Origin of the sequence: Candidatus Odyssella thessalonicensis L13, from assembly GCF_000190415.1 — a bacterium.
Classification (GTDB): Bacteria; Pseudomonadota; Alphaproteobacteria; order Paracaedibacterales; family Paracaedibacteraceae; genus Paracaedibacter; species Paracaedibacter thessalonicensis.
Genome location: NZ_AEWF01000010.1, coordinates 43656 through 66910 on the forward strand (window position 1 = coordinate 43656; position 23255 = coordinate 66910).

The 23255-nt window shown below is 35.9% G+C and carries 21 protein-coding genes; 2 read left to right on the forward strand and 19 right to left on the reverse strand.

Going from position 1 to position 23255, the window contains the following annotated elements; all coding sequences use genetic code 11:
- Positions 1-43: 43 nt before the first annotated feature.
- The 4 genes from HMO_RS0112155 to HMO_RS0112170 all read right to left on the reverse strand — a co-directional run bounded on the left by HMO_RS0112155 (position 44) and on the right by HMO_RS0112170 (position 2915).
- Positions 44-496, reverse strand: a complete 453-nt coding sequence (locus HMO_RS0112155) for a DUF892 family protein (RefSeq protein WP_010304034.1) — start codon at positions 494-496, stop codon at positions 44-46.
- 409 nt (positions 497-905) lie between these two features.
- A complete protein-coding gene (locus HMO_RS0112160) occupies positions 906-1118 on the reverse strand; it encodes a DUF378 domain-containing protein (RefSeq protein WP_010304035.1) in 213 nt (70 codons plus the stop codon).
- 630 nt (positions 1119-1748) lie between these two features.
- Positions 1749-2303, reverse strand: coding sequence for a hypothetical protein (locus HMO_RS0112165; RefSeq protein WP_010304036.1), 555 nt, complete (start codon positions 2301-2303; stop codon positions 1749-1751).
- Between the two features lie 222 nt (positions 2304-2525).
- On the reverse strand, positions 2526-2915 hold the full coding sequence (locus HMO_RS0112170) for a hypothetical protein (RefSeq protein WP_139016890.1): 390 nt from the start codon (positions 2913-2915) through the stop codon (positions 2526-2528).
- Positions 2916-4731: 1816 nt separating this feature from the next.
- On the opposite strand from HMO_RS0112170, the gene HMO_RS0112185 reads away from it, so the two are divergent.
- Entirely contained in the window at positions 4732-5964 is a 1233-nt protein-coding gene (locus tag HMO_RS0112185) for a PAS domain-containing sensor histidine kinase (RefSeq protein ID WP_010304040.1), read from the forward strand.
- Positions 5965-6193: 229 nt separating this feature from the next.
- A complete protein-coding gene (locus HMO_RS0112190) occupies positions 6194-6658 on the forward strand; it encodes a response regulator (protein ID WP_010304041.1) in 465 nt (154 codons plus the stop codon).
- 855 nt (positions 6659-7513) lie between these two features.
- Here HMO_RS0112190 and HMO_RS0112195 read toward each other — a convergent pair.
- The 15 genes from HMO_RS0112195 to asnB (HMO_RS0112270) form a co-directional block, all read right to left on the reverse strand.
- A complete protein-coding gene (locus tag HMO_RS0112195) occupies positions 7514-7867 on the reverse strand; it encodes a hypothetical protein (RefSeq protein WP_010304042.1) in 354 nt (117 codons plus the stop codon).
- Positions 7868-9148: 1281 nt separating this feature from the next.
- On the reverse strand, positions 9149-9649 hold the full coding sequence (locus tag HMO_RS0112205) for a glycosyltransferase family protein (RefSeq protein WP_010304045.1): 501 nt from the start codon (positions 9647-9649) through the stop codon (positions 9149-9151).
- A 5-nt stretch (positions 9650-9654) separates the two neighbouring features.
- Positions 9655-10380: a glycosyltransferase family protein gene (locus HMO_RS0112210; RefSeq protein ID WP_010304046.1), complete on the reverse strand. Its 726-nt coding sequence runs from the start codon at positions 10378-10380 to the stop codon at positions 9655-9657.
- On the reverse strand, positions 10368-12215 hold the full coding sequence (asnB, locus tag HMO_RS0112215; RefSeq protein ID WP_010304047.1) for an asparagine synthase (glutamine-hydrolyzing): 1848 nt from the start codon (positions 12213-12215) through the stop codon (positions 10368-10370). The genes HMO_RS0112210 and asnB (HMO_RS0112215) overlap by 13 nt, the downstream gene beginning before the upstream one ends.
- Before the next feature lie 3 nt (positions 12216-12218).
- Positions 12219-13085: a class I SAM-dependent methyltransferase gene (locus HMO_RS0112220; RefSeq protein WP_010304048.1), complete on the reverse strand. Its 867-nt coding sequence runs from the start codon at positions 13083-13085 to the stop codon at positions 12219-12221.
- Positions 13085-13528, reverse strand: coding sequence for a hypothetical protein (locus HMO_RS0112225; RefSeq protein ID WP_010304049.1), 444 nt, complete (start codon positions 13526-13528; stop codon positions 13085-13087). Before HMO_RS0112225 ends, HMO_RS0112220 begins: the two co-directional genes overlap by 1 nt.
- Positions 13503-14378 carry a polysaccharide deacetylase family protein gene (locus HMO_RS0112230; protein ID WP_010304050.1) on the reverse strand — a complete coding sequence of 292 codons (876 nt, stop codon included), beginning with the start codon at positions 14376-14378 and terminating at the stop codon, positions 13503-13505. The genes HMO_RS0112225 and HMO_RS0112230 overlap by 26 nt, the downstream gene beginning before the upstream one ends.
- 6 nt (positions 14379-14384) lie before the next feature.
- Complete coding sequence (gene wecB, locus HMO_RS0112235) at positions 14385-15440, reverse strand: non-hydrolyzing UDP-N-acetylglucosamine 2-epimerase (RefSeq protein WP_010304051.1); 1056 nt, start codon at positions 15438-15440, stop codon at positions 14385-14387.
- On the reverse strand, positions 15437-16588 hold the full coding sequence (locus tag HMO_RS0112240) for a glycosyltransferase (protein WP_010304052.1): 1152 nt from the start codon (positions 16586-16588) through the stop codon (positions 15437-15439). The genes wecB and HMO_RS0112240 overlap by 4 nt, the downstream gene beginning before the upstream one ends.
- Positions 16585-17337, reverse strand: a complete 753-nt coding sequence (locus tag HMO_RS0112245) for a class I SAM-dependent methyltransferase (RefSeq protein WP_010304053.1) — start codon at positions 17335-17337, stop codon at positions 16585-16587. Before HMO_RS0112245 ends, HMO_RS0112240 begins: the two co-directional genes overlap by 4 nt.
- Position 17338: 1 nt before the next feature.
- Positions 17339-17893 carry a class I SAM-dependent methyltransferase gene (locus tag HMO_RS0112250; RefSeq protein ID WP_010304054.1) on the reverse strand — a complete coding sequence of 185 codons (555 nt, stop codon included), beginning with the start codon at positions 17891-17893 and terminating at the stop codon, positions 17339-17341.
- On the reverse strand, positions 17886-19349 hold the full coding sequence (locus HMO_RS0112255; RefSeq protein WP_010304055.1) for a lipopolysaccharide biosynthesis protein: 1464 nt from the start codon (positions 19347-19349) through the stop codon (positions 17886-17888). Before HMO_RS0112255 ends, HMO_RS0112250 begins: the two co-directional genes overlap by 8 nt.
- Entirely contained in the window at positions 19342-20259 is a 918-nt protein-coding gene (locus HMO_RS0112260) for a GNAT family protein (RefSeq protein WP_175282129.1), read from the reverse strand. The genes HMO_RS0112255 and HMO_RS0112260 overlap by 8 nt, the downstream gene beginning before the upstream one ends.
- Positions 20256-21407, reverse strand: a complete 1152-nt coding sequence (locus HMO_RS0112265) for a glycosyltransferase (RefSeq protein ID WP_010304057.1) — start codon at positions 21405-21407, stop codon at positions 20256-20258. The genes HMO_RS0112260 and HMO_RS0112265 overlap by 4 nt, the downstream gene beginning before the upstream one ends.
- Positions 21404-23254 (reverse strand): asparagine synthase (glutamine-hydrolyzing), encoded by a 1851-nt coding sequence (asnB, locus tag HMO_RS0112270; protein WP_010304058.1) that lies wholly within the window; start codon positions 23252-23254, stop codon positions 21404-21406. The genes HMO_RS0112265 and asnB (HMO_RS0112270) overlap by 4 nt, the downstream gene beginning before the upstream one ends.
- Between the last annotated feature and the right edge of the window lies 1 nt (position 23255).

The window sequence follows — 23255 nt, forward strand, 5'->3', positions numbered from 1 at the left end:
GAGGAAGAATTAGGTTAACTATTAACAATTTTTCCTTTGATGCTTAATCAGAAGAGATTATAGCCTCAAACCAAGCCTTATGGCGGCGCTCATCCTGTAACGCCTCTTGAAGAGCATTATCTGTATCAGTCCATCTACCTTCAAAAAGGTTTAAGCGTTCATAGGCAGTGTTAGTATCAATTTCATTAGAATGCATTGCGTGAAGAATCGCTTTATCCCCGACTAAGCCCGCAACAATAACTTTACCTTTGGCTAGAAAGCTTTTAGTAGAGTCGGGACCTTGGGGGGCCTCTTTATTATGCTGCATTAGAATGCTTGAGAATTTCTTTATATGCCGTTTATGGTCTTCTAAGAATTCTCTAATTCTTTCTTTATAGTTTGAGTTTTCTAAACGAGCTAAAGCAGCCTCGTAGGCCTCTACTGCATCATATTCGAGCTCAATTAAATCATACAAGGCATCCGTAAAATTTGATTCTAATCCCACTTGAGTTACCATAGAGTTTTTTCCTTTCATATTAGTTAGATAGTTTAAATTCAATGGAGTCAAAAGATATACGTTTCCAAATAATGTTTACTGTTTTCACAATAATTTTATCATCTTATTGTGCTGCTTCAGACGGATCTAAAATTTAGATAGATTCCTTTTCTTTACTCGAAGAAAGAGTTATAAGTGCACACCGTTCTAATTTCAGCAGCTCTTAAATATTCTGAAAATAGGCCCTGTAACGCTCTTTTCACAAGCTAGTAGATAATTTAGCTTTACTCAGCATCTTGATCTATATTAGAGAGCCATGAAAAAATAGATAAAAAAGACTGTATACCCATTTCGCTTCTATATTTGCTTCTTTTATAAGTTAGCTAATGGTTACTCCTTTAAAGTCGGGGACCTATATAAGATACGTTTTCTATTCGAGCCCTTCTGTTTTGGTTACAGTATATAGTGTGAACAACCCTGAGATCCCTACTAAACAATAAACTATTTTTTCCAATAAACGGTAAGGCGAAAAAAGGTAGTGGACTAAGTTAAAATCAAAAAAGCCTACTAATCCCCAATTAAGAGCAGCCACGATTAAAATAATTCTATTAATGATAACTAATGGATAGTATTTCTGATTCATAATAGCTTCTCCTTAAAATCTAATAACTTGTAATGCCTAGCAGCCAAAAAAGTAAGCACCCTATCTGATTCTTCTTAAAAGTAAGCTATAGAGCTATGATAATATAGAATATATCCAGTGCTCTATAGACAATGAATTTATACTGCTTGGGAAAACTATTCTAATATTAAAGCTTTGCTAAACGCTTGCTTAAAAAACTGTCTCTGTCTTCCCTTGCAAACTTATACGTAATTTAGTTCAATTTTTCCAAGGCCCTACTTATCATGTATCCTCATATTTTTTGGACTCCTAAATAATATCATGTCTTTATTATTACTATGATTAATCCCTAAGACCTACGTAATAAGGGGAGTAGTTTTTACGTTCGGTGCTTACTGCTGAGAATAGTCTGTAGAAGAACATAGCTTCTCTGTTTTGTTAGCTTAAAGTTTTCCCCTTAAATATACTTGTTTAGGAACACCCGGATTTATGTATTCTATCAATATATTCCATGTCAAACTAATTATAAGGTGCCTTCTAGGAATTTATACAAGCCGGATAAAATTAGTGTCTCCTAAGAGCATCATTTTAAGGGATTAACCATATAGTTGCTTAACCTAACAGTTAGCATCACCTTCTTTCTTTTTTTCTTTAAGCGCTTAACCTTTCTTCAGGAAGTAATGGCTTTCTCAAATTATTTAATAGCATGTCACGAGTAATAGTCTTATCAACTCGTATAACAATTCCTACGCCCCCATTATTTATTTCTTCCTCAAGAATTTTTGCTTTTTCATTAGGAAATCCCCACCCCACTAGAGCACCAATTAGACCCCCCGTAGTACTACCAGCTCCAGCGCCTGCTAAGCCTGCAGCTAATGGTCCACTGATAGTTAAGCCTAGAGCTGGGAAGACTAAAGTGGTGCCTATCGCAGCTAGGGCTGCGGCAATACCCCCTATTGCTCCTCCAGCTACTGCACCAATTCCTAATCCCTCCATAGATTTACTTCCCATGTTATAGGAGCTTTCCTCAGAGGAATTAGAGAAATATTTTCCATGTACAGCCTCAGACATAATCAAATTAATTTTCTCCTTGTCATAGCCTATGTCAAGTAAGCGCCTATAAACATTTTCAGCCTCTATGGGCGCCTTAAATATGGCAGTAATAATATCATTGTCTTCTAGAATAATTATATTTTCTTTATCCATTATTTAATTCCTTTAAAAAAGTATATGACTTTAACATAATAATTTAAGGCAAGGTATAAAGAGTACGATAAATCAGTAATGATTTTCTCGATCACTAAGAACATAACTGAGACTTACATCTAAATTTTTTAGTAAAAGCCGGAAAAGGTTAAACTGTTTATTGTCCAAGCTTGCTGACAGATACTATATCCATCTTATACAAATTGTGCTCAAGAATAACTTCTAGTTATGAGTCAACACTTCTGATGGCCTCTCGGGTAATCTGGCGACGCCTCCCTGAGCAGGAAAAGATAACTTTCTTGAAGGGATAACTTTTATCTCTTCAGCAGAAACTGTGAGAGGTGAAGATATCTCTGTGCCCCTGCAATCTGTTCCAAAAAGATTATTTGAGAATTCAACTCTATAGCATTTACCTGTTTCTAAATTATAGCAGGTCCCTATTGGTGTTAAAGAGTTTGTTTCTCCCGTGATTGAGAAATATTTATAATTACCTAGTTGCTCTACAGATACTTTGAATTCAGTTTCAACCCCTATAGTTTCGTCTAGAGCTCCAGGGATAGTTAAGACTATCCAACCAGCTTTATTATGATCATCAATTTGTTGGTATGACAATTTTGGAAGCTCAGGCTTTATCAAAAGGTTTAGGTTCTTACGGTTTCTATTCTTAATAAGAAGATAAATCTCTTTTGAAGAAGGGGATGAAATATTACTTTTAACGGGTAGCTCCCCTTGTGCATTACAATAACGAGGGATCAGTAATATATATACGCTTGCTAAAACTAATTTATGCATGGACAGTAAATTTTAGGTTTTTAGATATTTAATTATAATAGGAGGGAAAATTAAACAGGCTTCAGGTTAAAAGTTGTGGATGATTTACATTCCTAAAACTTACCTATTTATATTAGTTTTAAATATGTTGTTATGCTGAGTGTTATAATTAACTTTAAGGGCTTGTATGCATAATTCTTAGGAGGGAAATTAATAGTGTTATCAGTGTTGCGATTAACTGCTGCAAATCAAAACAACCCAACTGCGAGCATTAGCCAAAGAATGAGTTCAGCACACGAGCATCCCAAAAACTCTATAAAAGAGGGAGAGAGAGCTACTTATGAGCGTAGCATTATACAAAAGAAGATACCCACAAATCCTCTACAAGATATACCTGAATCACCTCTCATTCCAGAGCTTCCTGTTCATCCTTCTCCTGAAAGATCACCTCTACAAAAAGAAAGATCTGATTCCCCTTTGATTCCACTTGATCCTAAAGTGTAGTCTTTTTGTCACTTATAAATTTTTGACTAAAATTCTTTATAAAGATTGTTACGGCCTATAATTTATATGGGAGCAATAATAAGTTTCTACTGCCTCCCAATCAAACAATTTTAATCCCTACAGAATTAGGAGTTAACCTACCGAGTTTGAAGGAGCTATTTTATCAGTATTTTAAAATTGTCCTCAGTTTTCTCAATAAGTTATATCAGTATGCCGTTTATAACTTGCAACTCCCTTGAAACTAATGACTATTAGTCCTATAACAGTAGCAGCTATTAACTTAATAGGTCTCCTATCTATATCCTTTAACCTAATCAATTTTTTTAATTTGTCTAGAAGCAAGATTAGCCTTAAAGGGGTCATCTGAACTTGGTACTATTGCAGAAGTTTTATTCGCGCAGCATCTAAAAGATAAGGTGTATCCTAGCTGCCGCCCTCATTAGTCCTCTGCTAGTAAGTGAAAAATAATTTATACATACTCTTATTCAGCTTGCCGCCTCCTATAAATCAGGAAAAGAGTTTAACTTTGATCCTGAAAGTAAAATAGAGGATTTATTAAGGAAAGAACTGCATAACGCTAAACTGTTTTTTAGATATAAATACGCCTATTTAGGCGTAAATACACTGCTCTTGTTTTACAAGGAGTAAGATGCAGGAAAATCTTTCTCAAAAGTTCTTTGATGCCTTATTTCCCACAGAGCATGTTACCTTTATTATTGTTAAACTTCTGTTTCTTGTTCGATTTTCCCTTCTCTAGTATTAGTGTTTTAATCCGTATAAATAATGTCAGCCTGAGTTTATTAATAAATTTACTTTTGTAATGTATAAATATTGCTCAAAATTATTTTGTCTTTACGTTAAATATTATCTGTTGAGATTAAGAGTCGAATTTTTATATGTTTTCTAAATTGTTTTAGTCGACAATTTCACTGGTATTGGGGGCAAGTAATATACCGGGGCCATTATTTAAGCTCAAGAATCTAATCCAGCTTCTAAGTATTTAATAAATGGTCACAAGAATATATATCTTAATGCAATATTATAACTATTTATATAAAAAGTGATCTTGTGCAACGGCATAGTAATGAGGTATACCTACTATAAATAAATGTTTTCTAATTGGTTTACGTATCAATTTAAGAGATAATTAAATATGAAAAACAGCATCAATCTTAAAGTGCCTCTTGATGGTCACTTTCCTCAGGAAGGCGCCGTTTTAGCGCTCTTTGCTCCTTATACTTATGCCTTATCTCAATTAATGGCGGAGAAAGAAGGCAGCAGCAATGCTGAAGCTTACAGTAAAGAATATGTATTGTCTTTTATAGAAAAAGTGAAAGTTAATGTAGGATTCCTTAATATCGATGGAACAGTCGAGGCTCTTAGCCCCTCCTTTGAAAGATCATTAAGGTTAACCTATGGGATAACGGACGTTGCTGGAAAAAATATTAGAGAACTAGTTTACGATTTTCCTCAAGAAATGGAAGCTGCTTTAGAAAAAAGTCTAGCGGGAAGTTCAGTCCGGATCTCAAAGGTCCTGGTACAGGTTAGTGCTTCCCAGGCTACATGGATCACTTGGGAATCCTTTCCTTGGTTTGGAGCAGAAGGTAAGATTACAGGAATCTTCTTTTTTTGCAAAGATATTTCTAGGGAAATAGAGTTAGAGTTAGATCTTTCAAGGTTATGTTCACGTACAGAATTATTGACAAGGTTTTCTCTAATTTTCTCTCATGATCTTATACAGCCTCTGCGTCAAATCTCCACTTATGTGTCCCTTCTGGAATTAGAATTAGAAGATACCCTAAAAGAGAAGCCTAGTGTTAATGATACTTTACATGCTTTAAACAGATGCATATCAAAGGCCAAAGAAATTTGTGAAGGAATAGTCTTATATTGTAAGAATGGCGATCTTACAGTAAATAGAGAGCCAGTAACGTTAAGAGAAGTTATGGAAATGACAATTGAATTTTGTGCTGAGAGGCCAGAAATTGTCATAAAGAATTTTACACCTCAGGACTTAATTTTGGATGTAAATAAGGCTTGCATCTTGCAGCTTTTTCAGAATCTGCTAGATAATGCGATAAAGCATTCAACAAGTACGCCTATAGAGATCACTTTCTCAGGAAAATACTTAGTAGATGATTACTATGAATTTAGCCTTCATAATAATGGATGGTGCGGCGCTACCTTGAAGCAGAATAATGTATTTAATGCCTTCTATTCAAATTATGCAGATGGAGCAGGTTTAGGTTTAATGATCTGTAGGAAGATAGTAGAAGCATATGGCGGAAAAATCAATTTTATATCTACCCCCGAAGAAGGGACAAGAATCAACTTTTCCTTGCCAGTATTTAATGGAGCTAAATTACCGCCTGAGAAAACGGTATGAGTTAGATTTTCTTTTTTTGCGGAACCATTTAATTTAGTAAATCTTCTCTCAAAAATTAACATTATACCCAAAATGTGTTGGACTGCCGAAATTTATTTGAGAAAATAGGCATAGATAGAATGGAAAATTATTGACGTATTCAAAATATAATCTATTCTAGAAAATATGTATTTTATTCTCTTTTGAATATATGGAATCTTGGTTCTAAATTGGCCATAGGAGGTTTCTTATGGAGTTGCTTTCAGATATACAGGTCATCTATGTCGAGGACGATGAGGTAGATCGCCATATCTTCAAGCTAGTTTTAAATAAAATTTCAGTAAACTCTCATGTAAAGTTTCTTGAGAACGGTGAGGAGTTTCTAGACTTTTATTATAGGCGGAATTCTTATCGTAACAGAGAACCGTTCCAGGGGAAGGTTATCATTTTCTTAGACATTAATATGCCTCGTTTGAATGGCTTAGATGTATTAAAAAGGCTCTCCGAATCCCAAAGCAAAGTTTTAGAGGAATCATTTCCGCCTATTATTATGTTTTCGGCTTCTAAGAGGGAGGTGGATATATCTGAAAGCAGGCGTCTAGGAGCAACGGACTACGTGGTTAAGCCTTTTTCTTATCAAGAAATGCAATCCTCCTTGAAAGCTCTTTTTTGTAGATATTTGCAAAGCGGAAAACTGAAAGAAACATCTCTATAAACTCCAACGCTAAGTAAGAATGATTAGTGTCGCCGTAGTAGAAAATACTTAGCTACAATAATTATAGAACATTACACTATTTTCCTCAGAGTTTAATGCAACCTAATACAGAAGTAAGAATTAAACTATTTTATTAACATAGCTTTTAGAAGATTCTAGCTAACTGTCCCAGGAGAGGAATCATCTGTGAACCGTAAATTTAATAGAGGTTAATAAGGAAAAGAGATTTAACCTATAAATTGCTTACCAGAGTAGGGTAAAAGGAATTCTTAGGTAGCTAAGGATAAAAGCCCCCCTCGCTCCCAGAACCATCTTAAACTGATCTCCACGCTCACCTTTAAGATAATTATTCTTCCTTTCTGTAAGAACAGTGTGCAGTTTTGAAGCATGGCATTTTTTAGTACTTAATTGATACTTAGTAATAAACCCCCTAAGAATGATATGAAGTATTTATTTGGCTATGAGGGTATTTTAGTTTTATCCTCTATCTCCAAGAGATACGGATATACCCCTTTTCTCCCTCACTTTTTAGTGGTGCGCCTATAATAGTTATCCTCATAGAGAATATTAAGAAAGAGAAGTTCAATGGATGGTGCCTTACAAGAAAAGCAGTAAGAACAGATTCGAGGTCAATAAGATTGGGAAGATGGAATAAGCACTAAGAGACAACGCCTCCTTGCTTGGCTACAATCGACTGAGAAAATACTGATCAGACCTAATAAGTAGAAAGCTCGAGCTTTGGCTGTTTGAATAGGTTTTAAACGTTTCCTCTATCTTTTATTAGTAAGAATTATAATATGGTAATGCCTATCCTGATTTCAGGATAGGCTGTTCTAAAACAAATTTATGTCTGCTCTATTTTAAGTTTATGATTTCAGATTTGCAGGAGGTTCCCATTTTGTCATTAGTAAAAGTTACCCTATAATCTTTATCAATCTTAAGGTTGTCGCAGGTTCCTCCTGCTGTAAAAGGATTAGTATCTCCCTTTATAGAGAAGCTTAATTTTCCATTCATATGTTCACGGTCTACACGGAATGTAGAGTCACGGTTTTCTGAAACTTTCATTTTAATAACAGCATCAGAATCCTCATCAGCTGTTACTTTTATTTTAATTGGCTTCTGATTTTCATTTGTTACATGGATAATACTTGCGAAGGCAGGGGTGGCTAAAATTAATGAACCAATTATGAAGGGTCTAATATTCAACATAGTTATTTCTCCTTTTATTGAATCAATACTCATTAAAGACTTATTATGCACCTAACCATACATACCTCTTATTTGAGGCTGCAATAGCTAGGACAAGCAAGCTTATTACCCTGGATAAAAGCTTATGGTGAGATACATAGGATTTTTTTACCCAATATCTATTCTTTAGAAGATACTTCCTTAATCAGATAGAATAAAAGGATAAAAATAACTTATAATTAACCCCAAAAATTAAATGTGCATATAAGAAATATCATTCTTTAACTTTATAAGGAGCAAATAAATCTTCTGAGAATATTTTAGGAGTTACTAAGAATTAGAAAGATAGGAGTAAGGGATGTGCTTATAGGGGGAAAGGACGTAAGAAATTAAGAAATAATGAGCATCTATAATCATAAAAGAGATAGGAAATAGGCCTATTATATCTTTAAAACTTCCAGGAGTTTTCTAATTTAAAAAAACTAGCTTAAAAGAATAATTTTCTACTCTAAGGGTAAGAGTTAGTTCTCCCCCTTAAATCGTAGAAGGAGAAGAATAAGGTATCATGGCTGTTTTTATAGCCTGCTTTTTTAGCTTTAAAGCTGTTCTACATTTTAAGAACCGTGATTTTTCAGAACTCTTCAAAAGTATCATCGAACCTACCTCCACTGCGTCTTAAAGATTAACCATATAAATAACTTACTTTATAAGTTTATATTACTCCAATGTGAAAGGTGGTTGCAGTTTCTCCCATTGAAGGACAGTTTTAACTTTTATAAATAAGATATTAAAGAAATATAAATTCTCTTATGATGACAATAGTATTTTTAAAGTAAGAAGTTTTATTTTATAAAACTTCTTACTTTAATAGTGATGGGGACAAATACCTTTTTATGGGCGACAGTGAGAATTAAAAAGGTTGTTTTGTATTCACTTCCTAATATCTATATTAAAAAATTTTTTCTTTGCCATAATAAACTGAACCCATACTTGGCTAGATAATTTTAAAATATATGTCTTCTATCTTATGTCTCTTCCAGAAGATACTATTTTAGCCTCCACGGAAAATGAGGTACTTTTCTACTTAACAGCAACTTTTCAATAATTTAACCGTGCTCTTAAGCGTTAGTGGAGTTAAGATAATCTTCTGGAAACATATACTCCATTTTTGAGGAGGTTCTATTGATTATTGAAAATACTTCTTATGAATTTAATACAGAAGAGGAACTTTCTAAATCAGTTTAAAGCAGGAAGAATTCTTTTAGATAAGACTGTTATCCGGTTTATGCAAAAAAGTATTAATTAATAGGGAAACATTTTGGGCGGTAACGACGCATCATGAAGCATGGCTTTCATCTGATCTCCCACCGTTTTGACAAAGTAACGTTGTCGAATTTTTTCAGGTACTGCGGTAAACTTTTTATCTTTTATATTTTGAATTGTCTTAATTAAATTCTTTGCTATGGCATCTGAGTTATTAGGAGAAGCTACCATAAATCCCATCTCTTCTATTAACCTTTGAGAGGCCCCAGGTGGGGTGATACCCAAAATAGGCTTATTAGCGCCAATATAATCAATCAACTTACTAGGAAGGAAGGGACTAATCTCTGCAGGGGCATCAATGATTAATAGTAAATCAGATGTTTGCATCAATGCTAAGGAGTCTAGATAAGAAATGGGGGGTAAGGTGAGTACAGTTTCTTCTAATCCGTAATGCCGAATTTTATTATTGACATCAGTTGTTGCGGCCCCTACAAACTCTATCTGAATATTTTGTAGTTGAGACTTTGGGAAATGCTGCAATGCTTTTAATAAACAGTCTGGTTGGCGAGCCCCATAAAAATTACCAATATATCGGATTTTAAAAAAGATCCTTCTTTCTTTTCCTTTTTTTGAGAGTGATATAAATTTTCATCAAATATATGGGGCAGATATAAGGCTTTCGAATGTATTTCTGAAGCATATTTTCTCATTACTAACTCAATGGTTTCTGGGGAAGTAAAGATGAGCCTGTCCGCATTCTTGAAAACAGCATTTTGATAACAAGTGTTAGCAAACTCTACCCAGCGGGTATAATCATTAAATAGGTTGTCAATCCAGGGGTCACTAAAATGTGCCAGCCATTTTAAGTGAGGATATTTCTCTTTAAGCTTTAATCCTGCAATATGAGTCGACATTGGCTGTCCAAAAGTGACAATAATATCTGCAGCGGCTTCTTCGATAATTCTTTTTGTCTTACTATAAAGATCACGGTGCCAAAGATATTGAAAGTCGGGTAATACCGCTTTTTTTATTCTATCCCCCTTGGATTTCTCTATAAAATTAGTCAAGAGGGACTTAGGAGCATAGTTCACATTGTCTAAGGGAGTAAATTTCAATAAAGATTGATCACCAGCCTTCTCGGGGTATGAAGTGATAACCCTTAAAGAAAAATGATGCCGCAGATACTGCACTAGATGGCTAATCTGAATGGAACGGGGACATTTTTGAGGTGGGTAATAATAGGTTAAAAATAAAACCTTTATCTTTTCCATCTTTGCATCCACTTAGCCAGAATAATCAGATTCCATACTTTGTGATCAGCGTTTATTTGGCCTCTCTTAAGGTTATGCAGGAGGCGTAATAGCTCCTCTGTTTTAATATATGGCTTGAGAGAAGACCCTTCCAAGGTTTCCTTTGCGAACTCAAAAAGGTCTTCCTTAACCCATTTATAGGCGGGAACCGGAAATCCTTGTTTAGGACGCTTAATAATTTCTTGAGGAATTCTCTTTTCTGCAAAAGATCGCAATATGCGCTTTGTAGTAAAACCTTTGTAAAATGACCCTACTTTCCATTCTAGTGGTAACCTGGCAGCCCATTCTACTAATTTATGATCAAGAAAAGGTACCCGTAACTCTAGGGAGGTTGCCATACTCATTTTATCTGCTTTCATTAAAAGGTCTTCCACAAGCCACCCATGGCAATACGCAGATTGGAGCTGATCAATGGGTTCTGGTGAAACATTACTATTATATAGCTCTCGCAGATAAGCTTTAGTGGATTTTCTAGCCGTATGAGTGCAAAGCTCTTTTTTTTCTTCCTCAGAGAATATATCAGTAATATGAGTTGCTTGAGACTTTAAGAAATTTTGGTAACCAGAGACAGCTAAAGTTTTCATACTTTCGAAAGGAAGAAACTTCAGAACTGAGCTAGGCAGATAGCTCATGACTTCCAAATAGTGCAACTTCTGCGCAAGTTGATCTAAGTTATATCCAGCTAGAATCTCATCTGCCCCCTCACCAGAAAGCACCACTTTCACATGCTCAGACGCTAATTTGGAAACATAATATAAAGGAATGGATGCCAGATCAGCAATAGGCTCATCCGAATACCACACAAATTCTTCTATAAAGTCGACAAATTGTTCTTGAGAAATAATAATTTCATGATGAGTTGAACCGATATGTTCTGCTACCTTCTTAGCATAATTGAGCTCACTAAATTCTCCACCATCCTCAAAACCAATTGAGAAAGTATGGAAATTTTTATGGCCAAGTTCAACAGCCGCAGCAGCCACACAGCTTGAATCAAGCCCTCCACTGAGGAGAATTCCAACAGGTACATCCGAGGCCAATAATCGCTTTTCTACAGCTTCCAAGAACAGGTTTTCAAATTCTGCCTCATAATTTCTGGTCCGCTGGAGTCTTTCTGAACAAAAATCCACAGACCAATATTTTTGAATTATAAAATTCTTATCCTTTAAATCATATACAAGATAATGTCCAGGTTCTAACTTATTGATGTTGCGCCAGATGGTTTCGGGCGCTGGAACATAACGTAATGTTAAATAATGCCAAATAGATTGATCATCAATCTCCGGTATCTGAGCTAGGGCCTCATGGATAGACTTAATCTCACTTCCGAAAACAAAGTTATCTGTGTGGTGGTAATAGTAAAGAGGTTTAACGCCTAAGCGATCGCGGACTAGATAAACTTTTTCAATACGGGGGTCATAGAGACAGATAGCAAACATCCCTTCTAATTCTTGGATAGCCTCTATCCCTTTCCTCAAATAAAGGCGGAGAATGACCTCCGTATCTGAATGGGTATGAAATACTATACCCTCTTGTTCTAATGAAGCTCTCAAATGTCTAAAGTTATAAATCTCACCATTGAATACGATACCGACCCCTGATTTATCCCATATCGGTTGGTCGCCTCCGGTGAGATCAATTATACTTAGGCGTTGCATACCGAAGGCGAATCCATCACGTACCCAAAACCCATTAGAATCGGGGCCTCGATGCTCAATAACACGAAGCATTTTCTTGATCAAGGCTTCACCTGAAAGTTGATCAAAGTTCCCAATAATACCTGCTATGCCACACATTATTTAGACATCCTTTGTCCCATTGAACCATAAGCTCCATCCCCAGCGGCGAGCCAGAGATTTAATAATAGGTTTAGGTATATAAGAACTTATACCTGGAAGCATGAGTCTTAAAACACAATCCAAATCTGTTCCTAAAACTTTAACGCTCGCATCTTGGCTAAATGGATATAGTAAATTAAGCCCTTCTTTCTGGGTTACTGGCCATGTATGAGGGTTTCCTTCTTCTCTATGTCCATCTCCATAACGGCTATTTAACTCTAAAGGAGATAAGAATTTTGCCTCTCGATGTAGAAAACCTTCCGTATAATCCGTCATATACCATTGATAGAGGCTCTCGCGACTATAAAGCATAATTCCGAAACCGCCTCCTGGCTTTAAGACGCGGAAAAGTTCCTTAATAGACAGCTCTAGATTAGGGGAATGATGTAAAACTCCCCAAGACCAAACATAATCGAATTGATTATCGTCAAAAGGTAGGTAATTAGCATCTTCTAATCTTATATCTGCTGTTAAGCCATGGAGCTCAAAGCGCTTTTTCGATTGCTCAATTGAGGTGGGATTTAGGTCAACCCCAGTACACTCAGCCCCATTTCTCGCCCAGTTCATTAACATTGTGCCCAGACCACACCCGATTTCTAAAACTTTTTTCTCTCTATAGTGATCATAGGGAAAGAGCCGATCGAAAGGTTTTTTATCATGAAGAGGTTGGTTCCAACTATAGAACTCCTTGTCAATGCGGTCAAAGAATTCACGCGTTCCTATTTCAAATGTGCCATCTTTATAGCTTGCTTGACCGTGGGTCTCTCCATAAGTCATGGGGTTCTGCGCCCACCACTCCTGTATGTCTTTTTTTGAATGATCAGCCATTATAAACGCCCTCTTATTTTATCTTTAATCGTTAGAACAGTGCCATAAATTAGCAGGAAAGGAGCAAAAATTATCTCTGGCAGGAAAGTTATCTCCAAGAATCTTCTTACACGGAGCTGAATAAGTTCTTTTCCATCTAACTGAAAAAATCTTTTTCGGCCGTTTAATACTTTAACATTATTAAACCTTCTTCGCAGTGCGCGCTCTAAGGGGCTCCATCCTAAGCCAATTGCATCGGGATAAAGTAGTACCAGTTGCCCGTTCTCAGTTGACATAGTGGTATCAATTATTTGAGCGTCGGGAACCTTCTCCTGAAGGATATTTAGCATATATTCTCTCGAGCGAGGATTCGATCTAAGACAGACAACATTGTATAGCTTGTAGGGCATCCACCAAGGCTTCTGCTTAAAGAAGGAGTCATCGAATATGGCGTAAGTTTTCATCAGTCATCTCTAAGAATTGTGTATAGTTAACATTTTTAGCAATTTTTGCTATAGCTTGCATGGCTTGGAAAAAATCAGGCTGATCATGGATATGGCTAGGATCTCCATAAATATTGATTAGAATAGGATGGTCAGAGGCAAATGCAGCAAGTTTGTGCGATGCCTCCTTATATTCTCCTGGAGTTTTAACACGATCGGGTGCAGCAAAATAAGCCCAGGTATCCATAATATTGAAAGGCTCCCCAAACATCCCTGTAACTGGGATTTCTGTAATATGGTTGCTCTTATAAGCAGATCCATATTGATAACCTTTAATAGGAATAGTGGAGGTTGAGAATTGATAATCCAGCTCCTTAAGAACGCGATACAAAAATTCTAAATGCTGAGTTTTTTGAAAAGTTCCAAAATGGGGTGTACGCCACCCTTTTGCTGTTATTCCTAATACATCCTGGAGAGCTTGATGACCCAGAAAAATATCTTCCTTTAATATATTAAAAGACTGTTGGTCATAAAAAAAGCAGCTGGCATGCCGATTATGTACAGTATCAAAATAGGTATGCTCTCTGCCCCCATGATTGATAAATTCAGCGCCGGTTTGATAAATTTTCTGATAAACTTTCTCACCTTTCCTCAGAAGTTCACCTGGAACTGCGTATACAGGCGTAATCCCCATCTCCTGAAGTTTTGAGTGGACGCCCAGGGCTACTTCAATATCTTCTTCAGTATCACAGTCAAAAGAGAGAATAAAATGTGACTCATATAATATCTTTTTGCTTTTTCTTGCATATTCCCGCCAAATAAGATTGGGATGAATGCGATGAAGAGTCTTTAAAAGGAAATAATCTAACATACCTAACTACATTATTGATTTAATAATATTTTTAACTCTCTCAGCTGTTTTACCATCCCATAAGGGTGGAATAGACCCCATTTTAGGGTGAACAATCATTTCTAAGAGATTTTCGATAGAAACAAGCTGATTCGATCCCATGGTAACTGTAATAGGGCGCTCTGTCGTTTCTCTTAAAGTAAAGCATGGAATTCTCAAATATGTGGTTTCTTCCTGTATTCCTCCTGAATCAGAGACAACATAAGAGGCATGCGATACAAGGCTTAAGAAATCAATATACCCTAGAGGTTCAACCATTTTTATATTTGAAGGAAGGGGGTGAAGTTGTTCAAGAATCTTTCTTGTACGAGGATGAACGGGAAAAATAAATGAAGAGTCTATTTGCCCAATTGTTTCCATTATTAGTCTTAATCTTTCAGTAAAGTCAACGTTGCTAGGACGATGTAATGTCAATACAGCATAATCTTTGGGGCTTAAATTAAGTTGTTGGTAAGCTTGGCGAGATTCAATCCGTTCTTGCATCATGCAATAAGTATCGATCATAATGTTTCCCACTAACTTTATTTTCTCAGCCCTTACCCCCTCTGTTAGGAGATTTTCATTAGCATCCTGCGAAGGAGTCCAATAATAGTCGCTGATAGAGTCGGTCACTATACGGTTGATCTCTTCAGGCATAGTGCGATCAAAGCTTCTTAAGCCCGCTTCAAGATGAGCAACCTTTAAATGGATTTTCTTAGCTGCAATAGAGCAAGCTAAAGTAGCATTTACATCGCCCACAACTACGACCAAATCTGGTCTGCTCCTTTCTACACAAAGTTTTTCGTAAGCAATCATAGTTTGAGCGGTTTGCTCCCCATGGCTGCCGCTTCCAACGCCTAAATAATGATGGGAAGAGGGTAGACCCAGATCATCAAAGAAAGCTTGTGACATCTGATAATCGTAATGCTGTCCTGTATGAATAATCTCAGGAATACACCAATTCTCATTCTTAAGAGCATGATAAAGGGGGGCAATCTTCATAAAATTAGGACGCGCAGCGCAAATAAGATGAATAACTTTCATTGAGGAAGGTATCTCTTATATATTTCTATATGTTGAGCTTCAGTCTTTTCAGGTGCCCATACTTTCCAGGCAAAATCATATGCTCTTTGTGCTAAACTAATTCGTAAACTCTTGTTTGCCCTAAGTTCATCAATTCCCCTTGCGTATCCTTCAGGGGTATTAGGTACCCTCAAACAAAGCGAGTCGTTTAATTCAGGCACTTGCTCATGAGAGTTTATATTAAGTAATACAGGAAGTTTTACTAGAAATGCCTCTATTACTGTTTTAGAAATACCAATGCAATCAATATTACCTGCAAAGCAATCATAATTCTTTAAATTGCGACATAGATCAACGTGGGGTATACTAGATATAAATTTTATTCGATCCTCCACTTTTAATTCATGCGCTAATTTTTTGAGGAAACTATTAAGCACACCATCACCTATTATATCAAGTGAGACATTTTCCAGTTTAGCAACAGCCTTAATCAAATGTTCAGGGTTTTTATTGGGAATTTGTTGCCCAATACAGACAAGCTTAAAATGTTCATCGTAATCAAAAGAGAGCTTAATGTTGGCTTTGCTAACTGCTACTGTATTATATAAGATCTCGTAGTTGTTAACTTGGAGCTCTTGAAGGAAGCTGATAATACCTTGGTATACAGGCATTACTAGATCAGCGTAATGCAAATTATTTGCTAATTTTATAGAAAATCTCTTTATAATATTATTTTTTAAGCTTAATTTCTCTTTATGCGCATCTAGATACGGATGAGTGTGGATGCTGGCAAGTAGAGGGATTTTCTTTCTATTTCTTACATAAGCGGCAATAAGTAAATTTAAATGCATGCCATAACATCTCATAACAGATGGATAAATCTTCTCTATCTTTCTTAAGGCATCTTCCAACCATTCTCTCATTAAAAATGGTTGCCATCCGAGAGTCTTCTTAAAGAAGCCACTCGGCTCGGGATGATTGTAGAGGAATAATCTGGCATCCCCTACCATAGGTTGTACAAACTTTGGATCAGGCTTATCATCATTGGTCATCATAATATGGACCTCTTCGAAAAGATTGCCTGGATTATAATAACGTGGAACTACTTCTCCCTTATTAATTAATATTGATAGACGATCAGGAATGATCACTAGAAGCTTTCTTATCATACTATTTTCTCTGATGCTTCATAAATCTTTTTAACTTTAATAATTATGGTAGGAGAGACAAAAGGAAAAGCCTTTAAGAAAAGCTTTTCGAGAAAGCCTTTTCCTTCCTCACAATATTTATGGGTCACGTATTCGAAACCGTTTACCTTCAATAAGGTATACAAAGTTGAAGGGGTCCAGCAGTAAATATGTCTATTCCATTCATGTTCTTGAAAATAAATTGAATCTGATAAGGGCAAACTCTTTTTACGGTACTTTCTAACAAGCTCATATTTAAAAGCCTGCCACATATCCCTCCAATAATAAGCCGTAGGGGTGGATAATATTAACTCTCCTCCAATTTTTAGGACACGATTAATTTCTTTAACAGCATTAGCGGCGCCCTCGAGATGTTCTATGACTTCTTGGAAGGTAACAATATCTACACTTGAATCTTCAAGTTCTAATTGGTAAGCATTTAATCTTTTGAAGAGACCAGAAAGTTTAGGATGAACCAAACGCGCAATGTCTAAATGTTCTTCAAGATAATCCCCAGCTATAATAGTAGAATTTGGAAATTGATCTCTCAATCTCTTTGCGAAGTTCCCATAGAGGCATCCTAACTCAATGATAATCTTATCATCTTTCGGGTTCTCCATCATTGACAAGGCTACCTCTTCTCTTTTGCTGATAAAGTCGGTAGAAAGCAGCTCTTTTACCTCTTCAGCTCTATATTTCTGCCCATCAATGAGGTAAGTTTTATGTGTCATTTTATCGCTTTGTTCCGCATACAATTGCCCAATTACCTAATATTTCCTGTCTTAAAAGGCTGTAAATTTTTCTAAATCCTAGAGGCTGTCGATTGGTCGCTATTAAATTTTCAACGTTGCTAAATCCATTATTCTGGACAAGTTTTTTTAATCCCCATTGTGTCCAGCAAGGATATCTTTCATGCCCCTCTTTAAGCTGTAATTCTTTTTGAGTTTTTCTGTTGTAATCAAATATTATCAGTTTTCCTCCCTGTTTTAATACTCGCTTCGCCTCTTTAAGACATGCCCCAGGATTATCAAAAAGATAGAAAGCTGACTTTATTATTACAATATCCATAGAATTGTCTTCAATGAGTAATTGGTCTGCAGGACAGACAATATCTACATCTCTAAGCAAATTGTCATTATAAGCAGAATCAGTAATATCTGTCCCTATATAATCTTCAGCAAAGACCTTTCTCAAGAATGCTGGACCGCAGCCAATCTCTAGAATCTTTCTTCCATGCTCCCAATAATCTTGAATAATACTTATTACAAATTCTGGTGCTTTATACACGGATAACATCTCCCTTAATGGCATTCAAGACATCTTGCGGCCTATAAAGCTTCAAAGTAAGAGTCAGAAACAAGTATATGATGCAGCCAAAGCCAACTAACAAAAATAATGATAATATACCAGTATTATGAATAAAATATGTTTTCACGAAAAATGTCATCAAATACATAATAATAGAAGCAATGATAATTTTTGATATAGTCCTCTTATCGAGAGTTACTAAATTTTCTTTTAAAGCATAAATAGAGCTCATTAGAAGTTGCAACCCAAAAGAAAGTGTCGTTGCAATTGCTGCTCCCATATAAGAGAACTTTGGTATAAATACAAAATTTAGTACGATATTTGCAGCACAGGCTAATACTGTAAAAATTGTGCTTAGCAAGGGCTTATTTCTTAAACTAAGAATAAGTTCGAAATAGGAAGAAAGCATAAAAAGTAAATAGCCAAGCAATATAATTGGTATAACCAGATAGCCTGAAGCAAACTCGTTTGTAGAAAGGATCATCAATAATTGATCTCCCACTAAAACTAATCCTAAAATAGATGGAAATATAAGCCAACAAATGAGTTTAATTGACTGGTTGAATAAAGTATCAAGTTCCCGAATATTATTCAAATTATATAATTCTGCAGCTTTTGTAGGAAATAGGCTCCAAATAGGATTGACTATAACTTGTATAAGAGTATAGCCAATTGTAAAACATATGGAATATATGCCTATATCCGAGAGAGTGTGATATTGAGCAAGAAATACTCTGTCGACACTATTCAGAACCCATACAGCATAGCCGGAAGGGAGAAAATGAAGGCCAAAACGGAAATAAGGCTTAAACCATTCCCAAGAAGGTATGGTAAAAATCTTAGATCTGGCCATATAAATAATGTAGCTAAGAATTAAAGCACTATCAACAACAAGGCTCCATAATACCAGCTCATAAATTCCATACTTCATAATAAGAATCCAAATTAAGCAGCCCATTTGAGCTAAGTTCTGGGTAATTGTTATGGTGATTAAAGACCAAGCGTTATTCTGAATGCGAAACCAATTACGTATTCCTGTTAAAAGAGAAGTTGTTACAATGTTTAACCCTGCTAAGATGACAAAGTTGGGATAAATGCCATCATTCCCAAAAAAAAGCTCTGAGAGTTGATTTTCCAAAATCCCGACACAACTAAAAATCACGATCCCGCTAAATAATCCATATAAAAACCACCCTGTAAAATCTTTTCTTTGTTGTTCTATGGGCTTTCCTGGCAAGAAACGTGCTAAAGAGTTGTCCATTCCACAGAAAACCAGAGGAGATAAAAGTGAAACAATAACCATCACTTGTGACCAAATGCCATAGTTTACAGTTCCTAGATATTTAGTAATAAATGGCATCATAATAAGAGCCTTGATCTTTAAAAACAGCTCAGCAAATGCCATAATTCCTGCATTTTTCCAAAAACTAGCCACGAATTCTCCGAATAATCTTTGAAATTAACTTCTGCGTAAAGGGCCGCATGTCAATAATATAGGAAGAAACGTCATATACTTTCCCTCCCCATTTCTCCTTAAATCTTTTAATATTCTTCTCCTTTTCTGAAACAGGGTTAGGGTTGAAGCCTGCTAAGTCAAAGTATGAATCACCTAAGTTTTTGTGGTGCCTTATTATCTCCCAATGTAAAATATCTTGCACAGGTATTCTCCTTGCAAAGGCTAAGGGAGTTAAAGCAGATGTAATTTCTGTAGCGATTCCATTATAATGATAGCTACCTAGGAATCCCAATATTTCTCCTGAGTTATCTTTTGCGATCCAATAATTATAGTAATTATTACTTTCGAGCTCCCATACAGTTTTATAGAATTCTTTTTCTCTTATTTGCCTGTTAGTTGCTTTAAGATAGGGTATCAAAAACTGTGAAAAGTAAATCTCAAAACTTTCACATCTTTGGACCTCTACACCTAAAGATATCGCTTTTTTTATGCCCTTGCGTGCGGAATGCTCAAAATTCTTAAAGATAGCATCCTCGGACTCTCTCAAATCTATTATAAAGGTTTTCCATTCTTGTTGGATAAATCCTAATTTTAGGAGCCTTTTCTCGAACTCGGGTTGCCAGGGACGTAGAGGAAAAAGGGATCTCAAATTAACTTGATGAATTCTATCAGTCTTGGCTTGTGAAATGAGCTCGATAAGAAAACTTTCAAATTCTTCTGGGGTCGTATCTTCATAAAGAATGGGACCACCAAAAGAGGTCCAAGAAGCACAGTGGTTATCTATACCAAATAAGCAGGAAATATTACAATTTTTTACGGTCTTAGGGAGCAATCCATGATAATAACTGTTAAGCTCAGCCCAGAATAGTGTTTGAGTAAAAGGGATCATATTAATTCTTGCTTTGCTAAATCTTTCTGTGGCCATTCTATATCAGCAGCTAAGCATATCCTTAAAATAAACTCTGAAAAGTCAGCTGTATGGACATCATGATACCTGCGTACCCACCTCTCAGCTCGGTTTCCTAAATTCTGAAGCTTTTCACGATCGGTCCATTCCAGAATTGCTTGATAGATTTCGTTCTCTGTTTGGCAATTAATTATTGGCGGTGCTTCGTCGTATACTAAAGGCCAACAATCTTTATCTATATAGAGCATGACAGGTTTAGCTTGTGCCATGGCTTCATAAGTTATGCCGCCAGCAAAACCTACGTCAAATTGGTCTACTATAATATCTGAAGTCTCTATTAAATATTTTAGTTCGCCCTGAGTAAGTTGCGGTAGAAATTCAAAATATTCATCAACTCCTAAAGAGTGGATTAGTTTCTTCGCGATATGTCTATCTGGACCTCTATCTAAAATGCGGCATCTAATATTCATTCCTTGGCTAACTGCTTTAGCAAAGGCATTTATAAATTTATTATTACCTTTTGTGGAGTTGCGATGAGGGGTATTATCTGTTACACCCCAGTCAAGGTTTGATGCATGCAGAAATGTTAAGGCCCCTGAATGTGTGGGCTTAACACTTTTAATGTGGTACTCTCCTAACAAATAATAAGGGCACCGCATCATACTAAAATTTGATATCCCTAACTGCTGTAAAGTTTTGATAGCTTCTGGATAAGGACTGATATAATTATGATCAGTTTGCTTAATGAACGTTCTATAACGCCACCCTCTAAAGCTTTTCTCTCGTGCAAGTTCTGTTATGTCAGAGCCTGTTGTTAAATTAATAATTTTCGGCCTGCAAGGTAATTTATAATAGAGATCCCACCAAGGGCTGATGAAGTTTATTGCTGCGCCAGAAATACTTATTATTAGATCAGCGTTCATTACCTCTTTTAAAAAGTCAAGCGAGGAATCAACATAAATAATATTATCCTCACATAAACCTTTAACGGAACCTGCAAAATGATTAAAGCTATCAATTTTATTTGCTGTAGAGCGCAGAATGATAGGATTAAGGCCGTATCGTATTAGAAGCTCGGATAGAGCAACATCATTATTGCATAAGGGACCACAGACAATAATCTTCTTCATAACTTAAAAATTTCTAGAAAACGGTTAAAGTATAAAAGGGACCATAGAAGAAGCCTCCTATTCCTTTTCTCTGCGAAATGCTCCTCTATCAAACTTTTTGTATATCGATAATCTAGATAATCCCAAATTTTCGCATTGGGAGTTAACAAGTCACTTCTTATTAGTTCAATGCTTTTGCCCTTAAACCACGAGGCATCAGGAGCGGAAAACCCTTGTTTTGCAGGAATCTGAAAATTAGGGGGTAACTTCTTAGCCATAAGGTGCCTAAGAACTATTTTACCATTTTTAGTTTGTTGGTAAAATAAGCTTTTCTTTAGGCCTGGCACATTCTCGTTAATTTTGAACTCCGTTCCTGTATCTTGGTGGAGCTTTAAAGAGATATGCATGTTCTCTGCTAAGGATAAAATCTCATTATCTAAAAACGGTGCCCTTGTTTCCAATCCAAACGCCATACTAATTTTATCTTCTACACACAAAAGCCCATGTAAGAATGTTTTAGTTTCAAACTCAAGGGAATAATTTACATTATTGGAAGGATCATAGGGGGTATGAATACAGGAATCAATAAGGTCGCTAAAAACTGTCTTTGCACGCATTCTATAGGACTGCATTTCTGGTTCAGGAAAGCACCCTTTAAGCTCTTCATCATTTAACAAGCGTTGCCAATATGAAAAGTAGCTTTTCTTATACTCTGAAGCCGTTAACTCTCTATCTGCATGATAATACCGCCATGGGTAGCCTGCGAAAAGCTCATCTCCCCCCACCCCCGACAAAACAACTTTTCCAAATTTGCTGGCTAATTTGGCAGCATAATAATTAGGGTAACACTGTCCAATCCTTGGTTCTTCTATGTGATATATCAAGTGATCAAGACATCTCTCCATATCACCAGATTTTAGAACCATTTCATATTGCTCTGAATTTATAAGGGATGAGACTTTTTCAGCGTTAGCTCTCTCGTCAAATCCTAATTCTATGCCTGAAGCTTGGCTTAAATCAAAGCCAATAGTAAAACTATTTAATATTCTATGTTTTGATGCATAAAGTCCAATGAGACCCGAATCAATACCCCCACTGAGATAAATATTTACATCCACATCTGCATTAATCTGTCTTTTAACCGCTTTATCTAAAGCAGCATCAATATCTTCTATATGAATATCAGAATTTTCTCCATTGAAATGGAGATTATGATATCTATACTTAGAAACTCCTTCAGAATGGACTTGAATGTATTCACCAGGAGAAACAATTTCAATTCCTTTAAACGGTGTCTCAGTAGAGAAAAAGTTCTGAAATGAAAAATATTCAGGGATAACTGATTTATTTATTTCTGCTTTTACTATAGGAAGAATACCTTTAATCTCTGAAGAAAAAACAAACATTTCTTCATCGCGGTAATAATATATAGGCTTAACCCCAAATCTATCCCTTACCAGCGTTAATGTCCTCTCTTTTTTATCGTAAATAGCGAAAGCAAAGTGGCCATTTAGATTTTTAATACCTTCTGAACCAAATTCTTCATAGTAATTAAGAAGTACCTCTGTATCTGATTGGCTTTTAAATCTATAGCCTCGACTTTTAAGCTCTTCCCTTAATTCAGCATAATTATATATTTCACCATTATATACAATAACATATCTTCCATGAAAAGATACCATTGGCTGAGCAGCAAGATCAGATAGATCTAATATAGCTAACCTTTTATGGCCAAGGCCGCAACTCTCTTCAACGAAAGTTCCCTCTCCATCAGGACCTCTATGCGAGATAGGATCAATGATCTTTTTTATAGTTTCAACGCTAGGAGACTTTTTAGAAAAAAAATAGATACCCGAGATTCCACACATT

What these genes read in the sequence shown, in the direction of transcription:
- HMO_RS0112155 (WP_010304034.1), bottom strand. Translation starts at nt 496, where the DNA reads ATGGTAACTCAAGTGGGATTAGAATCAAATTTTACGGATGCCTTGTAT.
- HMO_RS0112160 (WP_010304035.1), bottom strand. Translation starts at nt 1,118, where the DNA reads ATGAATCAGAAATACTATCCATTAGTTATCATTAATAGAATTATTTTA.
- HMO_RS0112165 (WP_010304036.1), bottom strand. Translation starts at nt 2,303, where the DNA reads ATGGATAAAGAAAATATAATTATTCTAGAAGACAATGATATTATTACT.
- HMO_RS0112185 (WP_010304040.1), top strand. Translation starts at nt 4,732, where the DNA reads ATGAAAAACAGCATCAATCTTAAAGTGCCTCTTGATGGTCACTTTCCT.
- HMO_RS0112190 (WP_010304041.1), top strand. Translation starts at nt 6,194, where the DNA reads ATGGAGTTGCTTTCAGATATACAGGTCATCTATGTCGAGGACGATGAG.
- HMO_RS0112195 (WP_010304042.1), bottom strand. Translation starts at nt 7,867, where the DNA reads ATGTTGAATATTAGACCCTTCATAATTGGTTCATTAATTTTAGCCACC.
- HMO_RS0112210 (WP_010304046.1), bottom strand. Translation starts at nt 10,380, where the DNA reads ATGGAAAAGATAAAGGTTTTATTTTTAACCTATTATTACCCACCTCAA.
- asnB (WP_010304047.1), bottom strand. Translation starts at nt 12,215, where the DNA reads ATGTGTGGCATAGCAGGTATTATTGGGAACTTTGATCAACTTTCAGGT.
- HMO_RS0112220 (WP_010304048.1), bottom strand. Translation starts at nt 13,085, where the DNA reads ATGGCTGATCATTCAAAAAAAGACATACAGGAGTGGTGGGCGCAGAAC.
- HMO_RS0112225 (WP_010304049.1), bottom strand. Translation starts at nt 13,528, where the DNA reads ATGAAAACTTACGCCATATTCGATGACTCCTTCTTTAAGCAGAAGCCT.
- HMO_RS0112230 (WP_010304050.1), bottom strand. Translation starts at nt 14,378, where the DNA reads ATGTTAGATTATTTCCTTTTAAAGACTCTTCATCGCATTCATCCCAAT.
- wecB (WP_010304051.1), bottom strand. Translation starts at nt 15,440, where the DNA reads ATGAAAGTTATTCATCTTATTTGCGCTGCGCGTCCTAATTTTATGAAG.
- HMO_RS0112240 (WP_010304052.1), bottom strand. Translation starts at nt 16,588, where the DNA reads ATGATAAGAAAGCTTCTAGTGATCATTCCTGATCGTCTATCAATATTA.
- HMO_RS0112245 (WP_010304053.1), bottom strand. Translation starts at nt 17,337, where the DNA reads ATGACACATAAAACTTACCTCATTGATGGGCAGAAATATAGAGCTGAA.
- HMO_RS0112260 (WP_175282129.1), bottom strand. Translation starts at nt 20,259, where the DNA reads ATGATCCCTTTTACTCAAACACTATTCTGGGCTGAGCTTAACAGTTAT.
- HMO_RS0112265 (WP_010304057.1), bottom strand. Translation starts at nt 21,407, where the DNA reads ATGAAGAAGATTATTGTCTGTGGTCCCTTATGCAATAATGATGTTGCT.
- asnB (WP_010304058.1), bottom strand. Translation starts at nt 23,254, where the DNA reads ATGTGTGGAATCTCGGGTATCTATTTTTTTTCTAAAAAGTCTCCTAGC.